Annotated in this window: 17 protein-coding genes; 5 read left to right on the plus strand and 12 right to left on the minus strand. The window is 72.4% G+C overall.

The window, feature by feature from the left end; all coding sequences use genetic code 11:
• Nucleotides 1–546 precede the first annotated feature (546 nt).
• Both AB0637_RS18880 and AB0637_RS18885 read left to right on the plus strand, forming a co-directional pair.
• Entirely contained in the window at nucleotides 547–3,189 is a 2,643-nt protein-coding gene (locus AB0637_RS18880; protein ID WP_366174277.1) for a glucosidase, read from the plus strand.
• A 159-nt stretch (nucleotides 3,190–3,348) separates the two neighbouring features.
• Nucleotides 3,349–4,920, plus strand: coding sequence for a diguanylate cyclase (locus tag AB0637_RS18885; RefSeq protein WP_366174225.1), 1,572 nt, complete (start codon nucleotides 3,349–3,351; stop codon nucleotides 4,918–4,920).
• A gap of 4 nt (nucleotides 4,921–4,924) precedes the next feature.
• Here AB0637_RS18885 and AB0637_RS18890 read toward each other — a convergent pair whose 3' ends face one another.
• The 4 genes from AB0637_RS18890 to AB0637_RS18905 form a co-directional block, all read right to left on the minus strand.
• Nucleotides 4,925–6,904 carry a M13-type metalloendopeptidase gene (locus AB0637_RS18890; protein ID WP_366174226.1) on the minus strand — a complete coding sequence of 660 codons (1,980 nt, stop codon included), beginning with the start codon at nucleotides 6,902–6,904 and terminating at the stop codon, nucleotides 4,925–4,927.
• The gene (locus AB0637_RS18895) at nucleotides 6,901–8,175 is read right to left on the minus strand and encodes a multidrug effflux MFS transporter (protein WP_366174227.1); all 1,275 of its coding nucleotides are present in this window, start codon (nucleotides 8,173–8,175) and stop codon (nucleotides 6,901–6,903) included. Before AB0637_RS18895 ends, AB0637_RS18890 begins: the two co-directional genes overlap by 4 nt.
• Before the next feature lie 141 nt (nucleotides 8,176–8,316).
• Complete coding sequence (locus AB0637_RS18900; protein WP_366174228.1) at nucleotides 8,317–9,804, minus strand: amino acid permease; 1,488 nt, start codon at nucleotides 9,802–9,804, stop codon at nucleotides 8,317–8,319.
• Nucleotides 9,805–9,920: 116 nt separating this feature from the next.
• Nucleotides 9,921–10,163 (minus strand): hypothetical protein, encoded by a 243-nt coding sequence (locus AB0637_RS18905; protein ID WP_366174229.1) that lies wholly within the window; start codon nucleotides 10,161–10,163, stop codon nucleotides 9,921–9,923.
• 57 nt (nucleotides 10,164–10,220) lie between these two features.
• Between AB0637_RS18905 and AB0637_RS18910 the strand changes: the two genes are divergently transcribed.
• Nucleotides 10,221–10,403: a hypothetical protein gene (locus AB0637_RS18910; RefSeq protein ID WP_366174230.1), complete on the plus strand. Its 183-nt coding sequence runs from the start codon at nucleotides 10,221–10,223 to the stop codon at nucleotides 10,401–10,403.
• A gap of 1 nt (nucleotide 10,404) precedes the next feature.
• Here AB0637_RS18910 and AB0637_RS18915 read toward each other — a convergent pair whose 3' ends face one another.
• The gene (locus tag AB0637_RS18915) at nucleotides 10,405–11,664 is read right to left on the minus strand and encodes an MFS transporter (RefSeq protein ID WP_366174231.1); all 1,260 of its coding nucleotides are present in this window, start codon (nucleotides 11,662–11,664) and stop codon (nucleotides 10,405–10,407) included.
• Nucleotides 11,665–11,755: 91 nt separating this feature from the next.
• Here AB0637_RS18915 and AB0637_RS18920 point away from each other — a divergent pair, with 91 nt between their 5' ends.
• Both AB0637_RS18920 and AB0637_RS18925 read left to right on the plus strand, forming a co-directional pair.
• The gene (locus AB0637_RS18920; protein WP_366174232.1) at nucleotides 11,756–12,364 is read left to right on the plus strand and encodes a TetR/AcrR family transcriptional regulator C-terminal ligand-binding domain-containing protein; all 609 of its coding nucleotides are present in this window, start codon (nucleotides 11,756–11,758) and stop codon (nucleotides 12,362–12,364) included.
• A gap of 9 nt (nucleotides 12,365–12,373) precedes the next feature.
• Nucleotides 12,374–12,952, plus strand: a complete 579-nt coding sequence (locus AB0637_RS18925; protein WP_366174233.1) for a TerD family protein — start codon at nucleotides 12,374–12,376, stop codon at nucleotides 12,950–12,952.
• A gap of 90 nt (nucleotides 12,953–13,042) precedes the next feature.
• Here the strand turns inward: AB0637_RS18925 and AB0637_RS18930 are convergent, their stop codons facing one another.
• The 7 genes from AB0637_RS18930 to AB0637_RS18960 all read right to left on the minus strand — a co-directional run bounded on the left by AB0637_RS18930 (nucleotide 13,043) and on the right by AB0637_RS18960 (nucleotide 17,316).
• Entirely contained in the window at nucleotides 13,043–13,828 is a 786-nt protein-coding gene (locus AB0637_RS18930; RefSeq protein WP_366174278.1) for a DsbA family oxidoreductase, read from the minus strand.
• Nucleotides 13,825–14,154, minus strand: a complete 330-nt coding sequence (locus tag AB0637_RS18935; protein WP_366174234.1) for a hypothetical protein — start codon at nucleotides 14,152–14,154, stop codon at nucleotides 13,825–13,827. The genes AB0637_RS18930 and AB0637_RS18935 overlap by 4 nt, the downstream gene beginning before the upstream one ends.
• Nucleotides 14,155–14,233: 79 nt before the next feature.
• Entirely contained in the window at nucleotides 14,234–14,737 is a 504-nt protein-coding gene (locus tag AB0637_RS18940; RefSeq protein WP_366174235.1) for a dihydrofolate reductase, read from the minus strand.
• Complete coding sequence (locus AB0637_RS18945) at nucleotides 14,737–15,555, minus strand: thymidylate synthase (RefSeq protein WP_366174236.1); 819 nt, start codon at nucleotides 15,553–15,555, stop codon at nucleotides 14,737–14,739. Before AB0637_RS18945 ends, AB0637_RS18940 begins: the two co-directional genes overlap by 1 nt.
• A gap of 2 nt (nucleotides 15,556–15,557) precedes the next feature.
• Entirely contained in the window at nucleotides 15,558–16,469 is a 912-nt protein-coding gene (locus AB0637_RS18950) for a hypothetical protein (RefSeq protein ID WP_366174237.1), read from the minus strand.
• A 42-nt stretch (nucleotides 16,470–16,511) separates the two neighbouring features.
• The gene (locus AB0637_RS18955; RefSeq protein WP_366174238.1) at nucleotides 16,512–16,679 is read right to left on the minus strand and encodes a hypothetical protein; all 168 of its coding nucleotides are present in this window, start codon (nucleotides 16,677–16,679) and stop codon (nucleotides 16,512–16,514) included.
• Between the two features lie 4 nt (nucleotides 16,680–16,683).
• On the minus strand, nucleotides 16,684–17,316 hold the full coding sequence (locus AB0637_RS18960; protein ID WP_366174239.1) for a hypothetical protein: 633 nt from the start codon (nucleotides 17,314–17,316) through the stop codon (nucleotides 16,684–16,686).
• Nucleotides 17,317–17,320 lie beyond the last annotated feature (4 nt).

Below are 17,320 nucleotides of genomic sequence, written 5' to 3' on the forward strand. Positions count from 1 at the left end.
TGACCCTTGGACTCCAAACCCCACCCCGAGCTGGCAAGCCGAGATGAGGGTAGATCCCAAAGGAATCCCCGATCCCCACCCACTGTGGAGTGAAGACCATTGGGGGTTGATACATATGGCATCAACATATTTCTAGCGCACTGTTGAGTTCTCAAGAACCGGACGCACCCACCCCGACAAACCCACCATCAAGCGGGCCAGCGGAAGAGGGGCAACTTTCCCACCTTAACCGAACACCAGGCCAAACCTCAACCCAGCCCCGCTCAGGCATCTTCCGGTTTCGCCTGCCCCGCGCGAACCCCTCAGGCTGTGACCGTCGGCGTCCGCCCCGTTGCTCGCGGCGACATGAAGAACATTAGACGGGGAGGCGTCGCGGAGGCAAATCGCCTCCGTCCTCCCGGGGTGACCTGTTGGCCTGCAACGGTTCACACCCGTTCTGCCGGTCGCCACGCCATCGGCGGCCCGTCTTGGGAGACTGACCCTGTGACAGAGGCCACGAACTCCACCGAGCCGGCTCCCGACCACCGGAGCGCCGAGCACGCCCGGATGGCGGAATCGCCCGGGGCCGACGGTCCCTGGCGGCTGTGGGGCCCCTACGTGTCCGGTCGTCAGTGGGGCACCGTGCGGGAGGACTACACCCCGGGCGGCGACGCCTGGTCGGCGTTCCCGTTCGACCAGGCCCGGGCCCGCGCCTACCGCTGGGGCGAGGACGGACTGGGTGCGGTCTGCGACCGCTTCGGGTTCCTCAACCTCGGGGTCGCCCTCTGGAACCGCAAGGACCCCTTCCTCAAGGAGCGGCTGTTCGGCCTCACGAACGGGGAGGGCAACCACGGCGAGGACGCCAAGGAGTACTGGTGGGCCCTCGACGGGACCCCTAGCCACTCCTGGATGAAGTGGCTCTACCGGTACCCGCAGGCGGAGTTCCCCTACGCCGAACTGCGCGCCGAGAACGCCCGCCGGGGTCGGGACGAGCGCGAGTACGAGCTCGGCGACACCGGCGTCCTGGACGAGAACCGCTTCTTCGACGTCGAGGTCACCTACGCCAAGGCGGGACCGGACGACCTCTGCATGGTCGTCACGGCCACCAACCACGGCCCCGACCCGGCCCCGCTGGACCTCGTCCCCCAGGTGTGGTTCCGCAACACGTGGGCGTGGGGCTGGGACCGGCGGCGCGGCTCGATGACGCAGCTGGTGCCCCCGACGCTGGCCGTGGGGGGACTGGAGTCCGTGGAGTGCGAGCACGGGCACCTCGGGCGCTACCACGTGAGCGCCGAAGGCTCCCCCGAGGTGCTGTTCTGCGAGAACGAGTCCAACCTCGTCGAGCTCTTCGGGGCGTCGTCCAACCCCACCGCGTTCACCAAGGACGGCGTCGACCGGCGCATCGTCCACGGGGACACGTCCGCCGTGAACCCCCGCGGCCAGGGCACGAAGGCCGCCTTCTGGTACTCCTTCGACGCCGTCGCCCCCGGGGAGACCGTGCAGGTGCGCCTGCGGCTGTCCCCGCAGGCCCCCAGCAAGGGGACCTTCGGGCCCGGCTACGACGCCGTGCTGCGCGACCGGGCGCTGGAGGCCGACGAGTTCTACGACCAGGTCATCCACCGCGACCTCGGCGAGTCCGACCGGCACGTCGCCCGGCGCGCGTACGCGGGGCTGCTGTGGACCAAGCAGCTCTACCGCTACGACGTCCGACAGTGGCTGGGCGGTGACCCCGAGACCGAACCGGCGCCGGACTCCCGCAAGGCCCGCGGTGCGCGCAACGTCGACTGGAGCCACCTCTCGCTCGCCGACGTCATCTCGATGCCCGACGAGTGGGAGTACCCCTGGTTCGCCGCCTGGGACCTCGCCTTCCACGCCATCCCGCTGGCGCACGTGGACCCCGAGTTCGCCAAGGAGCAGCTCGTCCTCATGTGCCGCGAGTGGTCCATGCACCCCAACGGGCAGCTGCCCGCCTACGAGTGGGCCTTCGGCGACGTCAACCCTCCCGTGCACGCGTGGGCGGCGTGGCACGTCTACCGGCTCGACGGCTACCGCGACCAGGGCTTCCTCGTCCGGGTGTTCACCAAGCTCCTGCTGAACTTCTCGTGGTGGGTCAACCGCAAGGACTCCAGCGGGTCGAACCTCTTCGAGGGCGGCTTCCTCGGGATGGACAACATCGGCCTGTTCGACCGCTCCGCCGAGCTGCCCCCGGGGTACCGCCTGGAGCAGTCCGACGCCACGAGCTGGATGGCGTTCTACTGCCAGCAGATGTTCAAGATCGCCCTCGAGCTGTCGCGGCACGACCCGGCCTGGGAGGACGCCGCGACGAAGTTCCTCGAGCACTTCCTGTCCATCGCGCAGGCGATGAACTCGTTCGGTTCGCACGACGCGTCGCTCTGGGACGAGGAGGACGGCTTCTACTACGACGTCCTGCTGCGTCCGGACGGGTCCACGGACCCGATGCGCGTGCCCTCCATGGTCGGCCTGCTGCCGATCCTGGGGTCCACCGACGTGCCGTCGTGGATCGCCGAGGAGACGCCCGACCTCACGGCGCGACTGCGCTGGCTGCAGAAGCGCCGGCCCGACCTGACGCTGCCGCTGCTGACGCGCTCGACGCCGGAGGGCCGGCGGATGCTGCTGTCCCTCGTCGACCGGCCGCGGCTGGTGCGGATCCTGGAGCGGATGTTCGACCACGACCAGTTCCTGTCGCCCTTCGGCATCCGCTCGCTGTCCGCCGCGGTCAAGGAGGAGGTCTGGACGTCCGTGGAGGGGCAGAACTCCTCGGTCGTCTACGAACCGGGTGAGTCGCGGACGGGCATGTTCGGCGGCAACTCCAACTGGCGTGGTCCCATCTGGTTCCCCGTGAACGTCCTGCTGGCTGACAAGCTGCGGACGCTCGGACGCTTCTTCGGCGACGACCTGACGATCGAGGTGCCCAAGGGGTCCGGGCGCCGCATCAACCTCGTGCAGGCCGCCGACCTCATCGACAACAGCCTCGTCAGCCTGTTCCGGCCCGTGGAGGGACGCCGACCCGCCGACGGGCAGCGGATCGAGGCCAGCGACGACCCGCTGTGGCGCGACCACATCACCTTCAACGAGTACTTCGACGGGGACACCGGCGAGGGGCTCGGCGCCACCCACCAGACCGGGTGGACCGCGCTCGTCGCGCACCTGCTGCACCCGCGCCTGCCCCCCAGCCCGCCGGCGCGCTGACGCGGGTGGGCGCAGCGCACCGCTGCTGACCCTGCGCGACCGGGACGGGCCGGACGGGGACGCCCGGACGGCGCATGTCCTGTCATCCGACGCGGGTCGATGTCAGGCTGGAGGGACCGGCCACCGCGGCCGGGCTGGGACCGGGGGGCGAGGACGTCGATGGCACCGCTCGCGCTGCTGATCGCCGCGGCTGCGGCGATCACGGCGGCGACGGGTGTGCTGACGTTCCGTCGACGGCGCGAGACGCCGGCTGCACTCCCCCTCACCGCCGCGCTGGCCTCGGTCAGCCTCTGGGGGGCCTCCGTCGTCCTGCAGAACGCGACGCTCCCGGAGCGCTGGATCGACCTCACGGTCTTCCCGCAGTTCCTGGGGGTGGGTGCGTGCGTCCTGTCGCTGCGGCTGTTCGTCGACGCCGTCAGCGGCCGGACCCTGCGGGCGCGGCGCGTGCTGCTGTTCAGCGTCGAACCCGTCCTGCTGCTGGTCGTCCTCGCGGTGGACCCGCACCTGCACCTGTTCCACGCGACCGTGCAGCACGTCGGGGACCCCGTCCGCCGCGTCGTCACGGCCGGGCCGCTGTTCTGGGTCACCGTCGTCTACAGCTACGCCGTCGTCCTCAGCGCCGCCGGCACGCTGTGGAACCTGCTGCGCGGCACGCGCGGGATGCTGCGACGGCAGGCCACCACGATGCTGGTGGCGATCCTCGTCCCCTTCGCCTGCAACGTCCTCGTGGTGGCACCGGGCATCGCCTTCCCGATCGACATCACGCCCCTGGCCTTCGCGGTGACCGGGGTCCTCTTCGCGTACGCCGTCCTCCAGCAGGACCTGCTGCGGCTGGTGCCCGTCGCCCGCTCGCTCGTCGTCGAGACGGTGACCGACGCGGTCTTCGTCGTCGACGCCCGCGAGCGCCTGGTCGACGTCAACCCCGCCGGTCTGGCCCTCCTGCGACCGGGCGCCGGCCCGCGCGACACCGTCGTCGGCCGCCCGTTCGGGGACCTCGTCGCCCCGGTCGTCGCCGAGGCCGTCGCCGCGGGCGAGGGCGAACGGGACGTCCGGCTGCCGGCCGGGGAGCACCTCGACGTCCGCACACGGTGGATCCGCGACGACCGCGGCAACCCCCTGGGCCGGGTCGTCGTCGCCCGCGACGTCACCGAGCGGTACCAGGCCGCCCAGGCGCTGGAACGCGCCAACGACCGGCTCCGGGCCCAGGTCGCGACGATCGAGCGGCTGCAGGCGGACCTGGCCGAGGAGGCCTCCCGCGACCCGCTGACGGGGCTGCGCAACCGCCGCCGCTTCGTCGACGACCTCGCCACCCGCCTCGCCACGGCGGCCGAAGCCGGTCACCCGCTCTCGCTCGTCCTGCTCGACGTCGACCACTTCAAGTCGATCAACGACGCGCACGGGCACGCCGTGGGGGACGACGTGCTCGTCGAGGTCGCCCGGGCCCTCGGCGCGCACGCGCGACCGGAGGACGTCGTGCGCTACGGCGGGGAGGAGTTCGTCGTCCTGCTCCCCCAGCTCGGCAGCGACGCGGCGCGGGTGCGGGCCGAGGAGCTGCGCGCCGCGTGCGCCGGGGTGCGCGTCGGGATCGAGTCCCTGCGCATCACCATCAGCGCCGGTGTCGCGACCGCCCCCGAGCACGGGGCGACGCCCGACGAACTGCTGCTGGCGGCCGACCGCGCCCTGTACGAGGCCAAGGGCGGCGGCCGCGACCAGGTCGCCCTCGCGGACTAGCGGCTCACCAGATCCGGACGCGGTCCGCCGGGTCGAGCCACAGGCCGTCGCCCGGCGCCGTGCCGAACGCGTCGTGGAACTCCACGAGGTTGCGGACGACGGCGTTGCAGCGGAACTCCGGCGGGGAGTGCGGGTCGATGGCGAGGCGGCGCTCGACCTCGGCGGGGCGGACCTTGCCGCACCACACCTTGGCCCAGCCGAAGAACAGCCGCTGGCTGCCGGTGAGGCCGTCGACGACCGGGGCCTCCTCGCCGCCGAGGGCGATCTCGTAGGCCTTGTGCGCGATCGTCAGACCGCCCAGGTCCCCGATGTTCTCCCCCACCGTCAGCGCGCCGTTGACCTTCTTGCCCGGCGTCTCCGGCGGTTCGAGCGCGTCGTACTGCGCGACGAGCGCCTGGGTGCGCTCGCCGAACTCGGTGCGGTCGGCGTCGGTCCACCAGTCGTTGAGGTTGCCGAGCCCGTCGTACTTCGAGCCCTGGTCGTCGAAGCCGTGGCCGATCTCGTGACCGATGACCGCACCGATGCCCCCGTAGTTCTCGGCGTCGTCGGCGTCGAGGGAGAAGAACGGCGGTCGCAGGATCGCCGCGGGGAAGACGATCTCGTTCATCCCCGGGTTGTAGTAGGCGTTGACCGTCTGCGGGGTCATGAACCACTCGCTGCGGTCCACGGGCGCGCCGAGCTTGGCCAGTTCGCGGTCCACCTCGAAGGCGAACGCGCGGCGGACGTTGCCGAGCAGGTCCGTCCGGTCCACCGTCAGGGCGGAGTAGTCCCGCCAGCGGTCCGGGTGGCCGATCTTCGGCGTGAACTGGCCGAGCTTCTCCAGCGCCCGGTCCTTCGTCTCGCGCGTCATCCAGTCCAGGGCCTCGATGTCCTGGCGGTAGGCCTCGACGAGGTTCGCGACGAGCTCCTCCATGCGGGCCTTCGCGGCCGGCGGGAAGTGCTCGGCGACGTAGAGCTCGCCCAGCGCCTCGCCGAGGTTGCCCTCGACGAGCCCGACACCACGCTTCCAGCGCTCCCGCAGCTGCGGGGCACCCGTCAACGTCGTGCCGTAGAAGGCGAAGTTCTCCTGCACGAAGTCCTGGGACAGGAACGCGGCGCCCTGGTGCAGGACGCGCCAGCCGAGCCAGTCCTTCCAGGTCTCGACGGGTGTCGCGAGGAGCACCTCGGCCATGCCCGTGAGGTAGCTGGGCTGGCGGACGACGACCTGGGCGAAGGCGGAGGCGGGCAGTTCCGCGGCCTCCAGCCAGGCGGCGAGGTCGAGGCCCGGCAGGAGCGCGTCGAGGCCGGCGCGGTCGACCTTGTTGTAGGTCGCGTTGGCGTCGCGGTTCTTCACGCGGTCCCAGTGGTGGGCCGCGAGCGCCGTCTCGAGGTCGAGGACGCGCTGCGCCGCACCGGCCGGGTCCGGGCGGTGGCCGAGGGCGAGGATGCGCTCGACGTGGCCCCGGTAGGCCTCGCGGATCGCGGCGTACTGCTCCTCGCGGTAGTACGACTCGTCGGGCAGGCCGAGGCCGGACTGCGTCAGGTAGACGACGTACTCGTCGGACTTGGCGTTGTCGGTGTCGACCCAGTAGGCGAAGGGACCGCCGACGCCCGAACGCTCGAAGGCGCCGAGCTGGCGGACGAGGCCCGCGTGGTCGGTGATCGCGTCGACGGCGGCGAGCTCGGGGTCGAGGGGCGTCGCGCCGAGCGCCTCGATGCGCTCGGTGTCCATGAAGCTGGCGAAGAGGTCGCCGATCTTCTGGCGGACGGTGCCGGGAGCCGCCTCACCGGTGGCCGCGGCCTCCGCGGCGGCCTCGACGATGGTGCGGCACTCGGCCTCGGACTGGTCGCGCAGGCGGATGAAGGCCCCGTCGACGGCGCGGTCGTCGGGGATCTCCGTCGTCGCGAGCCAGCGGCCGTTGACGTGCCGGAAGAGGTCGTCCTGGGGACGGACCGACGGGTCGACGTCGCTGCCCGCGGGCTGGGCGTCCGTGATCGAGGTCATGACCTCACAGTAGGACGGATCCTCCGCCACACCGAGAGCAGGAGGGCGACGTTGATCACGACGGCGCCGAGGACGACGAACGCCATGGCGTGCGCGTCGCCGCCCAGCAGGCCGACGAGGACGCCGACGAGCCCACCGACCCCGGACTGCAGGGCCGTCACGAGGGCCGCGGCCGCTCCGGCGCTGTCGCCGTAGGGCTCGAGGGCGAGGGTCACGGCGTTGGGCATGATCAGGCCCAGGCAGAGGAGCAGCAGGTACAGCGGGGCGGCGAACCAGAGGATCTGCCCGGACCCGGCCAGCAGCGAGACCGTGAGGGCGACGCCGAACACGAGCGCCCCGGCCACCCCCACCCGCAGCAGACGGGCCGAGCCGAAGCGCTCGACGAGGGCCGCGTTGAGCTGGGTGCCGCCGATGAGCGCCGTCCCGTTGAGCGCGAAGAAGACCGCGAACCCGGTGCCGGTGAGGCCGAAGCCGTCCTGGAGCACGAAGACCGACGTCGAGACGTAGGCCATGATCGTCGCGAGCGCGAGACCGGGCATGGCCGCGAGCGCGAGGAAGCGCGGGTCGCAGACGAGCTCGCGGTAGCCGGCGAAGGTGCGCAGCACGCGCCGGGCGCGTTCGGGGACGACCGGTGCGGCCTCCACCTCGGCGCGCGCCTGCGCGGCGGAGTCGCACAGCTCCCGCCGCGTCTCCGGCAACGCACGCCACACGGCGATGAGGACCCCGGCGCCGGCGAGGACGAGCAGGCCCAGGACCGGTCGCCAGCCCGTGTGGTCGGCGATGAACCCGCCGACGGTGGGCGCGAAGAGCGGCGCGACGCCGATGACGAGGACGAGCCGGGACTGCAGGCGCGCCGCCGCGGGGCCGGTGAAGAGGTCGCGGATGACGGCCATGCCGATGACGGCCCCGGCGGAGGCGCCGACCCCGGACAGCACGCGGAAGGCGACGAGCGTCGGCAGGTTCGGGGCCAGGGTGCACAGGGCGCTGGCGACGACGTAGACGCCGAAGCCCACCATCGCGGGCCGGCGGCGGCCGAAGGCGTCCGAGAGGGGCCCGACGACGAGCTGGCCGAGCGCGGACCCCACGAGGACACCGGTGATCGTCAGCTGGGTGCGCGCGTGCGTCGTGCCGAGGTCCTGCGCGACCTCCGGCAGCGACGGCAGGTAGAGGTCGATCGTCACGGCGCCGAGGGCGGCCATGGCGCCGAGCAGGACGACGAGGCCGACGGTCGAGGGGCGGCGGGTGGTGGGCGCGGTCTGGAGCGCGGACATGCGCGGGAGGTCCTCGGGGGCAGTCGCGGGGTGCCTCGCACAGCTCCGGGCGGGGCTCGACGCGGCAGGACGCCGCCGTCCCCTCCACCCTAGGGCGAAGGGGGCGACGGCGTCCTGCCGGATTGCGGACCCGGTACCGGTCTAGTCGCGCGGCCGGCGGTCAGCCTTCACGGGGAACTCCCCGGTGTAGCCCATGCGCTCCTCGGCGGCCGCGAGGACCCGCTTGCGGACGGAGAACCAGCCCAGCACCAGCAGCGGGACGATCACCACGAGCGCGAGGACCGTCGGACGGCTGTCGGGGTCGTAGGCCATGATCACCAGCACCGCGACGAGGAAGGCCAGGACGAGGTAGCCCGTGAACGGTGCCCCGAAGAGGCGGTAGTCGGGGCGCTGGACGATGCCCTTCTTCGACCACGCGTGCAGCCGCATCTGGCACAGCACGATCGTCCCCCAGCTCGCGACGATGCCCAGCGCCGAGGCGTTGAGGACGATCTCGAAGGCGCGGCCGGGGGCGACGTAGTTGAGGACGACGCCCAGGACCGCGACGACAGCCGTGATGGCGATCCCACCGAAGGGGACCCCGCCCCTGTTGACCTTCATGGCGAACCGGGGCGCCGACCCGTTCTGAGCCATCGACCGCACGATGCGGCCGGTGGAGTACAACCCGGCGTTGAGGCTCGACAGGGCCGAGGTGAGGACGACGAAGTTCATGATGTCGCCCGCCCCGGGGACGCCGATCTTCGAGAAGAAGGTGACGAAGGGGCTCTCCCCGTCGCGGTAGGCGGTGTACGGCAGCAGCAGCGCCAGCAGGACGAGCGAACCGCAGTAGAAGACGACGATGCGGATGATCACCGTGTTGATCGCGCGCGGCATGATCTTCTCGGGGTTCTTCGTCTCCCCTGCCGCCGTCCCGACCAGCTCGACCGCGGCGTAGGCGAAGACGACGCCGGAGATGACGACGACCAGCGGAACGGCGCCGGTGGGGAACCAGCCGCCGTTGTCGCTGATGACGCTCAGCCCCGTCGGCTTGCCCTCGATCGGGAAGCGGCCGGCGAGGAAGACGATCCCGATGAGCAGGAAGGCCGTCAGCGCCACGACCTTGATGAGGGCGAACCAGAACTCCATCTCGCCGAAGATCTTCACCGAGACGAGGTTGAGGCTCAGGACCACCACGAGCGCGATGAGCGCGAGCAGCCACTGCGGCGCCGACGAGAAGGTCTGCCAGTAGTGCATGTAGGTCGCGATCGCCGTGATGTCGACGATCGCGGTCATCGCCCAGTTGAACCAGTACATCCAGCCCGCGACGAAGGCGGCCTTCTCGCCGTAGAACTCACGCGCGTAGGAGACGAAGGACCCCGAGGAGGGGCGGTGCAGGACCAACTCCCCCAGGGCCCGCAGCATGAGGAAGACGAAGAACCCGCAGACGGCGTAGACGATGAAGAGGCCTGGACCCGCGTCGTGCAGGCGCTTGCCCGCCCCCAGGAACAGCCCCGTGCCGATGGCCCCCCCGATGGCGATCATCTGGAGCTGCCGGTTCCCCAGGCCCTTGTGGAGGCCGTCCTCCTCGTGCGAGAAGTCGCGCTGAGCGGTCGCCTGCCCCGCTCCGTTCCCCCGGTCGTCGACTGACATGCAGCTTCCTCTCATCGGTCGTCGCCGTCGTCGCTGACGGAGTGGACCGGGGAAGGCAACCAGATCCGGATCACCTGCGCATTCCCAGGACGTTTCCGGTGTGTCACACGACCCGGTCAGACGACCAGGGAGAGGCGCTCCTCGAAGGTGTACTCGTCCACGAGGGGGACGCCGAGGACCAGCGCCGCCCGCACGGCGGTCGAGCCCGAGCCGGCGTCGTTGGCGACGAGGACGTCGGTGCGCTCGGTGACGGCCGCGTCGACGTGCAGACCGGCCCGGCGCGCGCGGGCCTCGAGGTCGGCGCGGGCCGTGAGGAAGTGGCCGCTGAAGGCGACGTGCTGACCGGGACGGAGGGTCACGCCGTGGTGATCGGCAGGCGCCGCCCGGTCCTTGACCCGGCCCCTACCCTGGCGGGGGTGCAGCGATCGACCGTCACCGCCCTGCTCGTCATCGCCACCGCCCTGTCCGGCGCGGTGCTGGTGCTGCTGACGCCCTCGTTCTTCGACGGCACGCCGCCACCGGCGTGGGTCCTGTGGCCGGTCGTGGGCGTGCTCGTCGCGTCCGGGGCGGCGCTCGTGCTGCACCGCTCGCAGCCGTAGGTCACGCGCGGTCCTGCAGCGGGCAGGCCTCCGGAGACCGCTGCCGCTGACCGGGCACGGCCGCGGAGTGGCGCGGGGTCCGGCGGCCGGCGCGAACGCTCACGACGAGCCCGGCGACACCCGCGACGACGACCAGCGCCGCGTAGCCGTCGACGACGGGGCGCAGTCCCAGGTGCGGGGCGAGGAAGCCGGCGACGACGGCGGGCAGGCCGAAGGCCAGGTAGCTGACGACGTAGACGGCGGCCAGGACACCGGCGCGCTCGTGCGCGGGGGCCGTCCCGAGGACGGCGCGCAGAGCCCCCTGGAAGCCGGCGCCGAAGCCGACACCGGACAGGACGGCACCGGCGAAGAAGACCGGGACCGACAGCAGCGTGAGCCCCAGCGTCATCACGGCCGGCCCCAGGACGAGGCCCGCCATGCCCAGGGTCACGACGCGACGCGGCTCCTGGCGGCGGGTGAGGACGCCCGTGACGGCGCCGACCCCGGCGACGGCGGCGACGACGAGTCCCCCGACGACGTGGTTGCGCAGCCCGAAGACCCCCGCGACCACGGACGGGCCCAGCCCCAGGCACAGGCCACCGAGGCCCCAGCTGCCGAGGAAGCCGGGGAGGTTGGCGGTGAAGGCGCCGCGGGAGGACGTCGGCAGCTGCACGACGGGTCGCAGCGAGCGCAGGGCGCCGGGGGCGCGCTCGACCACGTCCGGGGTGAGGGCGACGGCGACGACCGCGACGAGGAGCAGCGCGGCGAGCACGAGGTAGGTGAGCTCGGTGGGGGCGGGCCCGAACTGCACGAGCACCCCGGCCCCCAGTCCGCCGGCCATGAGGCCCGTCGGGGGTGCGGCGCCGTTGACGAGCTGGGCCAGCGGTGCCCGGTCCGGACCGGCCAGGTCGAGCAGCCAGGCGCCGAGCGCGCCGATGGCCGTGCCCGTCGAGAAGCCCTGCAGCGCCCGGCCGGCGACGAGGGTGGCGACGTCGGAGGCCTGGGAGAAGACGAGCATCGAGACGACGACCCCCACGAGGGCCGCCAGCACCACGGGACGGCGGCCGAGGTGGTCCGACAGCGACCCGACGGTGAGCAGCGCGACGAGCAGGACCGCGGCGTAGACGGCGAAGACGACGGTGACCGCGGCCGGGCCGACGCCCCAGAGCTCCTCGTAGACGGGGAAGACCGGCGAGGGCGCCGAGCTGGCGGCGATGAGCAGTCCGAGCGTGAGGGTGACCAGGACGAACCCCGTGCGGGGACCGGTCGCGGTGCGGGACACGTGCGCTCCTGGGGGCGTCGAGGGAGGTGTCTCCAGGAAACTACCCGTGACCCCCAGCTAACGCAACACGGTTTGCGTTAAGGTGGGCCTCATGACGCCGGCGATGACGCGCCCCGGCGGGCGCAGCGCGAAGGTCACGGCTGCGGTCCACCAGGCCGTCGTGGAACTGCTCGCCGAGGGCGACGCCCTCACCGTCCCGCAGGTGGCCGCGCGGGCCGGCGTCAACGCGACGAGCGTCTACCGGCGCTGGGGCGACGTCGCTGGACTGCTCGCCGACACCGCGCTCGTGCGGTTCGGGACGAGTTCCGCCGTCCCGGAGACCGGCTCGCTGCGCGGGGACCTGCTGGCGTGGGGCGCGGCGCTCGTCGAGGAGGCCGGACGTCCCGAGGAACTGGCCCTGCTGCGGGCGGCCGTCGCCGTCGGACCGGCCGATCCCGGTGCGCCGGAGGGTTTCGAGTCCGCCTGCTCGGCCTGCCTCGTCGGCCGCAGCAGCCAGGCCGAGGCGGTCCTCGCGGCAGCGCAACGGCGGGGGGAGGAGGTCCCGACCGCGACCCGCGTCCTGGACCACCTCGTCGCCCCGATCTACTTCCGTGCCCTCTTCGGGCTGCCCGCCCCGTCCGTGGAGGTGCTCGTGGAACTCCTCGTCGAACGGCTCGTGTCCCCGGCTGCCGCCCAGGCGACGTCCAGCCCGCCCGGGTAGGTTCGGAGCATGGGAGTGACTCTCGCCAAGGGTGGAAACGTCTCGCTGGCCAAGGTGGCCCCGAACCTCGACGAGGCGCTCGTGGGCCTGGGCTGGGACGTGCGCACCACGACCGGTCTGGACTTCGACCTCGACGCCAGCGCCCTCATGCTCGGGACGAACGGCAAAGTGCTGTCCGACGGGCACTTCATCTTCTACAACCAGTTGGTGAGCCCCGACGGGACCGTCCGCCACACCGGCGACAACCGCACGGGTGAGGGCGACGGCGACGACGAGAGCATCGAGATCGACCTGCGCAGCGTCCCCGCCACCGTCGACAAGATCGTCTTCGCGGTGTCGATCCACGACGCCGAAGCGCGCCGGCAGAGCTTCGGGCAGGTCGTCAACGCCTTCATCCGGCTCGTGAACCGCACCGACGGCACCGAAGTCGTCCGCTACGACCTGTCCGAGGACGCCTCGACCGAGACGGCGATGGTCTTCGGCGAGGTGTACCGCTACAACGGCGAGTGGAAGTTCCGGGCCGTCGGGCAGGGGTACGCGTCGGGGTTGCGCGGGATCGCGCAGGACTTCGGGGTCGACGTCTCCTGACGGCGCCGGGGACGCATCGTTGGACCCTCACTGTCGTTCATCGACAGTGAGGTCCCAACGATCCGGACCCCGCGGAGCGGCCGAGGGGCGTCAGATGGCGCAGCCGTCCGGACCGCAGGCGTCGGCGTCCTGGTCCCCGACGAGGGTCAGCGGGTGGCTCTCGGCCCACGCCTGGCGCAGGACCTGCGCGAACTGCTCGGTGGGCTGGGCGCCGGAGATGCCGTAGGTGCGGTCCACGACGAAGAACGGCACCCCGCTGGCGCCGAGGGCACGGGCTTCTGCGACGTCGGCGCGCACCGCGTCGAGGTAGCGGTCCTCGGCCAGGACCGCGCGGGCCTCCTCGGCGTCCAGACCGACCTCGGCGACGAGCCGCACGAGGGTCTCGTCGTCACCGACGGGCTCACCCTCGGTGAAGTGGGCGCGCAGCAGACGCTCCTTGACCGCCCCCTGGAGCCCGCGGTCGGCAGCGAGGTGCAGGAGCTGGTGGGCCTTGACGGTGTTCGCGGGGACGGAGACGTCCTGGTGGAACTCCAGGCCCTCGGTCGCGGCGGTCTCGTCGACGTGCGCGATGAGGCCCTTCACCTGCTCGACGGGCTGCCCGAACTTGGCGGCGAGCCGGTGGGCGTGGGCGTCGCTCGGGCCGTCGGCCCGCTCGTGCACCGTCTCGGTCGTCGGGTCCAGCTCGAAGGACCGCCACACCACCTCGACGTCGTCGGCGTGCTCGAAGTCGCGCAGGGCGCTCTCGAACCGGCGCTTGCCGATGTAGCACCACGGACAGACGACGTCGGACCAGATCTCCACCTTCATGGACGCTTCAACCACTCCGGGCGCGGGGCTCTTCCCCGCGTCCGGGTGACGTCCGCCGGGTGGGCTCAGTCGCCGCCGCCCCCGCCGCCACCGGAGTCGCCCCCGAAACCGCCGCCGGAGTCACCACCCCAGCCCCACCCGCCCCCGGAGTCGTGGGAGTGGCTGTGGCTGTGGCCCCAGCCGGAGTGGTGGTGGGTGTCGGGCAGGTCGACGAACCCGCTCGAGGAGCCGGAGTCGCCGCCGAAGACGGCCGGCCAGCTGATGTCGTCGCGGTGCTTCTTGGGCGGGGCCGCGGGACCGAGCCTGCGGTCACCGGGCCGCGAGGCCGAACACAGGTGACCGACCACACCGGCCACGACCACGATCACTGCGAACGAGACGAAGAGCGTCACCACGACTGCCTCCTCCGGCCTGGAGCCCCAGCAGGGGCTCGATGCCTCACGGTGGCACGGAACCGCCTGCCGCGCTAGTGGTTCACTCCGACGGACGGTCCGCTGGGCGGGCATCGCGCCGCCACGTCACGACGCGGAAGCGGGGGCCGGTCGAGGACGTCCGCCACTGCCCCTCCTCGACCCGTCGCCAGGGGTCACCGACCGCGGGGGCGTACGTGTCACCGGCGACGTCGAGGTCGACCTCGGTGACGACGAGGACGTCCGCGCGGGCGTGCGCCGCCGCGTAGACCGCCTGCCCGCCCACGACCCAGACGTCCGCCCCGAGGCCCAGGGCGACGTCGAGGTCGGTGACGACCTCCGCTCCGGGGGCGTCGTACCCGGCAGCGCGGGACAGGACGACGTTGCGGCGTCCCGGGAGCGGGCGGAAGCGGGGCGGCAGCGACTCCCAGGTCGCGCGCCCCATGACGACGGTCGCCCCCGCGGTCAGCGCGGAGAAGTGCGCCATGTCCTCGGGGATGCGCCACGGGATGCGGCCGTCGACCCCGATGACGCCGTCACGGGACTGGGCCCAGACGAGGCCGATCATCAGACGGCCACGGGCGCCTTGATCGTCGGGTGGTGCTGGTAGCCGACGACCTCGAGGTCCTCGTACGCGACGTCGAAGAGGGGCTTGGGGGCCACCCGCAGCGTCGGGAACGGGTACGGGGTCCGGGTGAGCTGCTCGCGCACCTGGTCGACGTGGTTGTCGTAGATGTGCACGTCCCCGCCGGTCCACACGAAGTCACCCGGCTCCAGACCCACCTCGGCGGCGACGAGCACGGTCAGCAGGGCGTAGCTGGCGATGTTGAACGGGACGCCGAGGAAGAGGTCGGCGGAGCGCTGGTAGAGCTGGCACGACAGCTTCCCGTCGGCGACGTGGAACTGGAAGAACGCGTGGCACGGGGCCAGCGCCATCTTGTCGAGCTCGGCCACGTTCCACGCCGAGACGACCATCCGGCGGGAGTCGGGGTTGGTCCGCAGCGTCTGCAGGACCTCGCTGATCTGGTCGACGTGCCGGCCGTCCGGCGTGGGCCAGGAGCGCCACTGGACGCCGTAGACCGGGCCGAGGTCGCCGTTCTCGTCGGCCCACTCGTCCCAGATCGTGACGCCGCGCTCCTGCAGCCAGCGCGCGTTGCCCTCGCCGCGCAGGAACCACAGCAGCTCCAGCGCGATGGACTTGAAGTGGACGCGCTTGGTGGTGACCAGCGGGAAGCCGCGGGAGAGGTCGTAGCGCATCTGGTGGCCGAAGACGCTGCGCGTGCCCGTGCCCGTGCGGTCGGACTTGGGGGTCCCGTTGTCCAGGACGTGGCGCAGGAGGTCCTCGTACTGGGTGTCGATGCGGGACTCGCTCGTCTGGTCGGCCACGGTCAGGAGCCTACGTGGACGTCGAAGTCCCGGTCGTCCGCCGCCTCGCCGCGCACGACGGCGGCGAGGCGGGCCAGCCAGGCCGCACCGGCCACGTCGTGGACGGTGTGCCGGGGTTCCAGGACGGGGTACGGGGTCGTGGGGACGCCGTCGGCGGGACGGACGTCGACGTGCACGACGTCGTGGCCCTGGGCGTGCAGCCAGTCGGCCATCGCGTAGTCGGTGCGGGAGTCGCCGACCGTGCGCCAGGCCCGGGGCATCTCGCCGTCGCGCGCGAGCATCCGCAGGGCCATCTCGGCCCCGCGGTCCTTGCCGAGGAGCACGGACTCGATGTCGGTGGAGATGATCGTCGGGTCGATCCGCCAGTCCACCGCGCCGCGGGCGTCGGGCAGGGTGGCGCCCTTCCACGTCACGCCGAGGTCGAGGTCGGCGAAGACCTGCAGCGCGGCCTTCTCGTAGTCGGGCTGGCGCGCGAGGTAGGTGGCGGAGTCGACGTCGAGGCGCTGCTCCAGCGACACCATCGCCCGCTTGCCGCCGTCGACGAAGAGGACGTCGGCGAAGTCGGTGCGCGCCAGGGCCTCCAGGCGGTCGACGGCCTCGCGCGGAACGGCGACGGCCTCGTCGACCTCGACCGGGCCCATGCCGTCGGCCGTCACGCTGAAGGTCACCGCGCCCTTCTCGCAGACGGCGTGCAAGCGGGCCGCGGCCGGCAGGCCCGCGGCGAGCACCGGACCGACGACCTGCTCGCGCAGGAACGCGTCGGACCGCCCCGTGTTGAAGACGACCGGGATCCCCGCGGCGAGGAGTTCGAGGAGGCTGTCGAGCAGGCCGGGGGCACTGATCGACCGCGTCACGGGGCTGGCGATCGGTCCGTCGACGTCGAGGAGCAGGCCGAAGGCGGGGGCGGTCGTCACCGTCCGATCCTCCCACCCGCGGGGGGCTCCCCCGCGGTTCCGTCAGGTGAAGGCGTCGAAGACCGCGCCGACGACCTTGAACGGGAGCTTCACGACGGCCCACCCCAGGGACAACAGGTCCACGGCGTCGCTCGCCCCCTCGACCACCTCACCGGCCACCTCGCGGCGTCGCCTGCGCCGACTCCCGTGCTCGTCCCTGCGTCCCAGCACCACGTCAGTCCCCCGAGCTCTTCTGCAGGTCCCGTGCGAAGTCCAGGGCGATCACCCCGACGAGGAGGAGCGCCCGCAGGTCGCGCTCGAGCGTCGGGTCCGTGCGGAGCACGAACTCGTCCGCGTCGACGAGCGCGCGACGCAGGGACCGGGGCCGTCGCTGCACCCCGCCCAGCAGGTCCCCGCCCTTGCGCAGGCTCGTCGGTCGCGGATCGGCGTGCAGGGTGACCGTCCACTCGCGGCCGCCCCACGCCCCGCCGGTCAGGCGGGCGAGGACGCCATCGAGGGTGGCGAGCTCGAAACGGGGCGCGCCCCAGGAGTTCTCCTGCCGCACGCGGCCCAGCTCGGTGCCGTCGGGCCGCACGGCGTGGAAGTCCTGCCGGCCGGGACCTCCCGGCCGCTCGACGAAGAGCACCGGGTCGCCGGCGACGAGGACGACGGAGCGGGACGACCTCACGTGCCCGAGGAACCCCGGCCGCAGCTCCTCCTCGACGGCGGCCAGCGCGGTCCCGTCCGCGCCGAGCACCTCGTACTGGTGGCGGTGGGAGAACGGCTGCTCGTGCTCGTGCAGCACGAGCTCGGGGGTGTCGAAGACCGCGACCACCTTCGCAGCATGGCGCAGCGGCGGGGCGTTCACCGGC

The sequence above is a fragment of the Kineococcus sp. NPDC059986 genome, assembly GCF_040702905.1.
Classification (GTDB): Bacteria; Actinomycetota; Actinomycetes; order Actinomycetales; family Kineococcaceae; genus Kineococcus.

Coding starts and splice junctions, on each gene's coding strand:
- AB0637_RS18900 (WP_366174228.1), bottom strand. CDS start 9,804: ATGTCAGTCGACGACCGGGGGAACGGAGCGGGGCAGGCGACCGCTCAG.
- AB0637_RS18895 (WP_366174227.1), bottom strand. CDS start 8,175: ATGTCCGCGCTCCAGACCGCGCCCACCACCCGCCGCCCCTCGACCGTC.
- AB0637_RS18920 (WP_366174232.1), top strand. CDS start 11,756: ATGACGCCGGCGATGACGCGCCCCGGCGGGCGCAGCGCGAAGGTCACG.
- AB0637_RS18885 (WP_366174225.1), top strand. CDS start 3,349: ATGGCACCGCTCGCGCTGCTGATCGCCGCGGCTGCGGCGATCACGGCG.
- AB0637_RS18940 (WP_366174235.1), bottom strand. CDS start 14,737: ATGATCGGCCTCGTCTGGGCCCAGTCCCGTGACGGCGTCATCGGGGTC.
- AB0637_RS18925 (WP_366174233.1), top strand. CDS start 12,374: ATGGGAGTGACTCTCGCCAAGGGTGGAAACGTCTCGCTGGCCAAGGTG.
- AB0637_RS18880 (WP_366174277.1), top strand. CDS start 547: ATGGCGGAATCGCCCGGGGCCGACGGTCCCTGGCGGCTGTGGGGCCCC.
- AB0637_RS18890 (WP_366174226.1), bottom strand. CDS start 6,904: ATGACCTCGATCACGGACGCCCAGCCCGCGGGCAGCGACGTCGACCCG.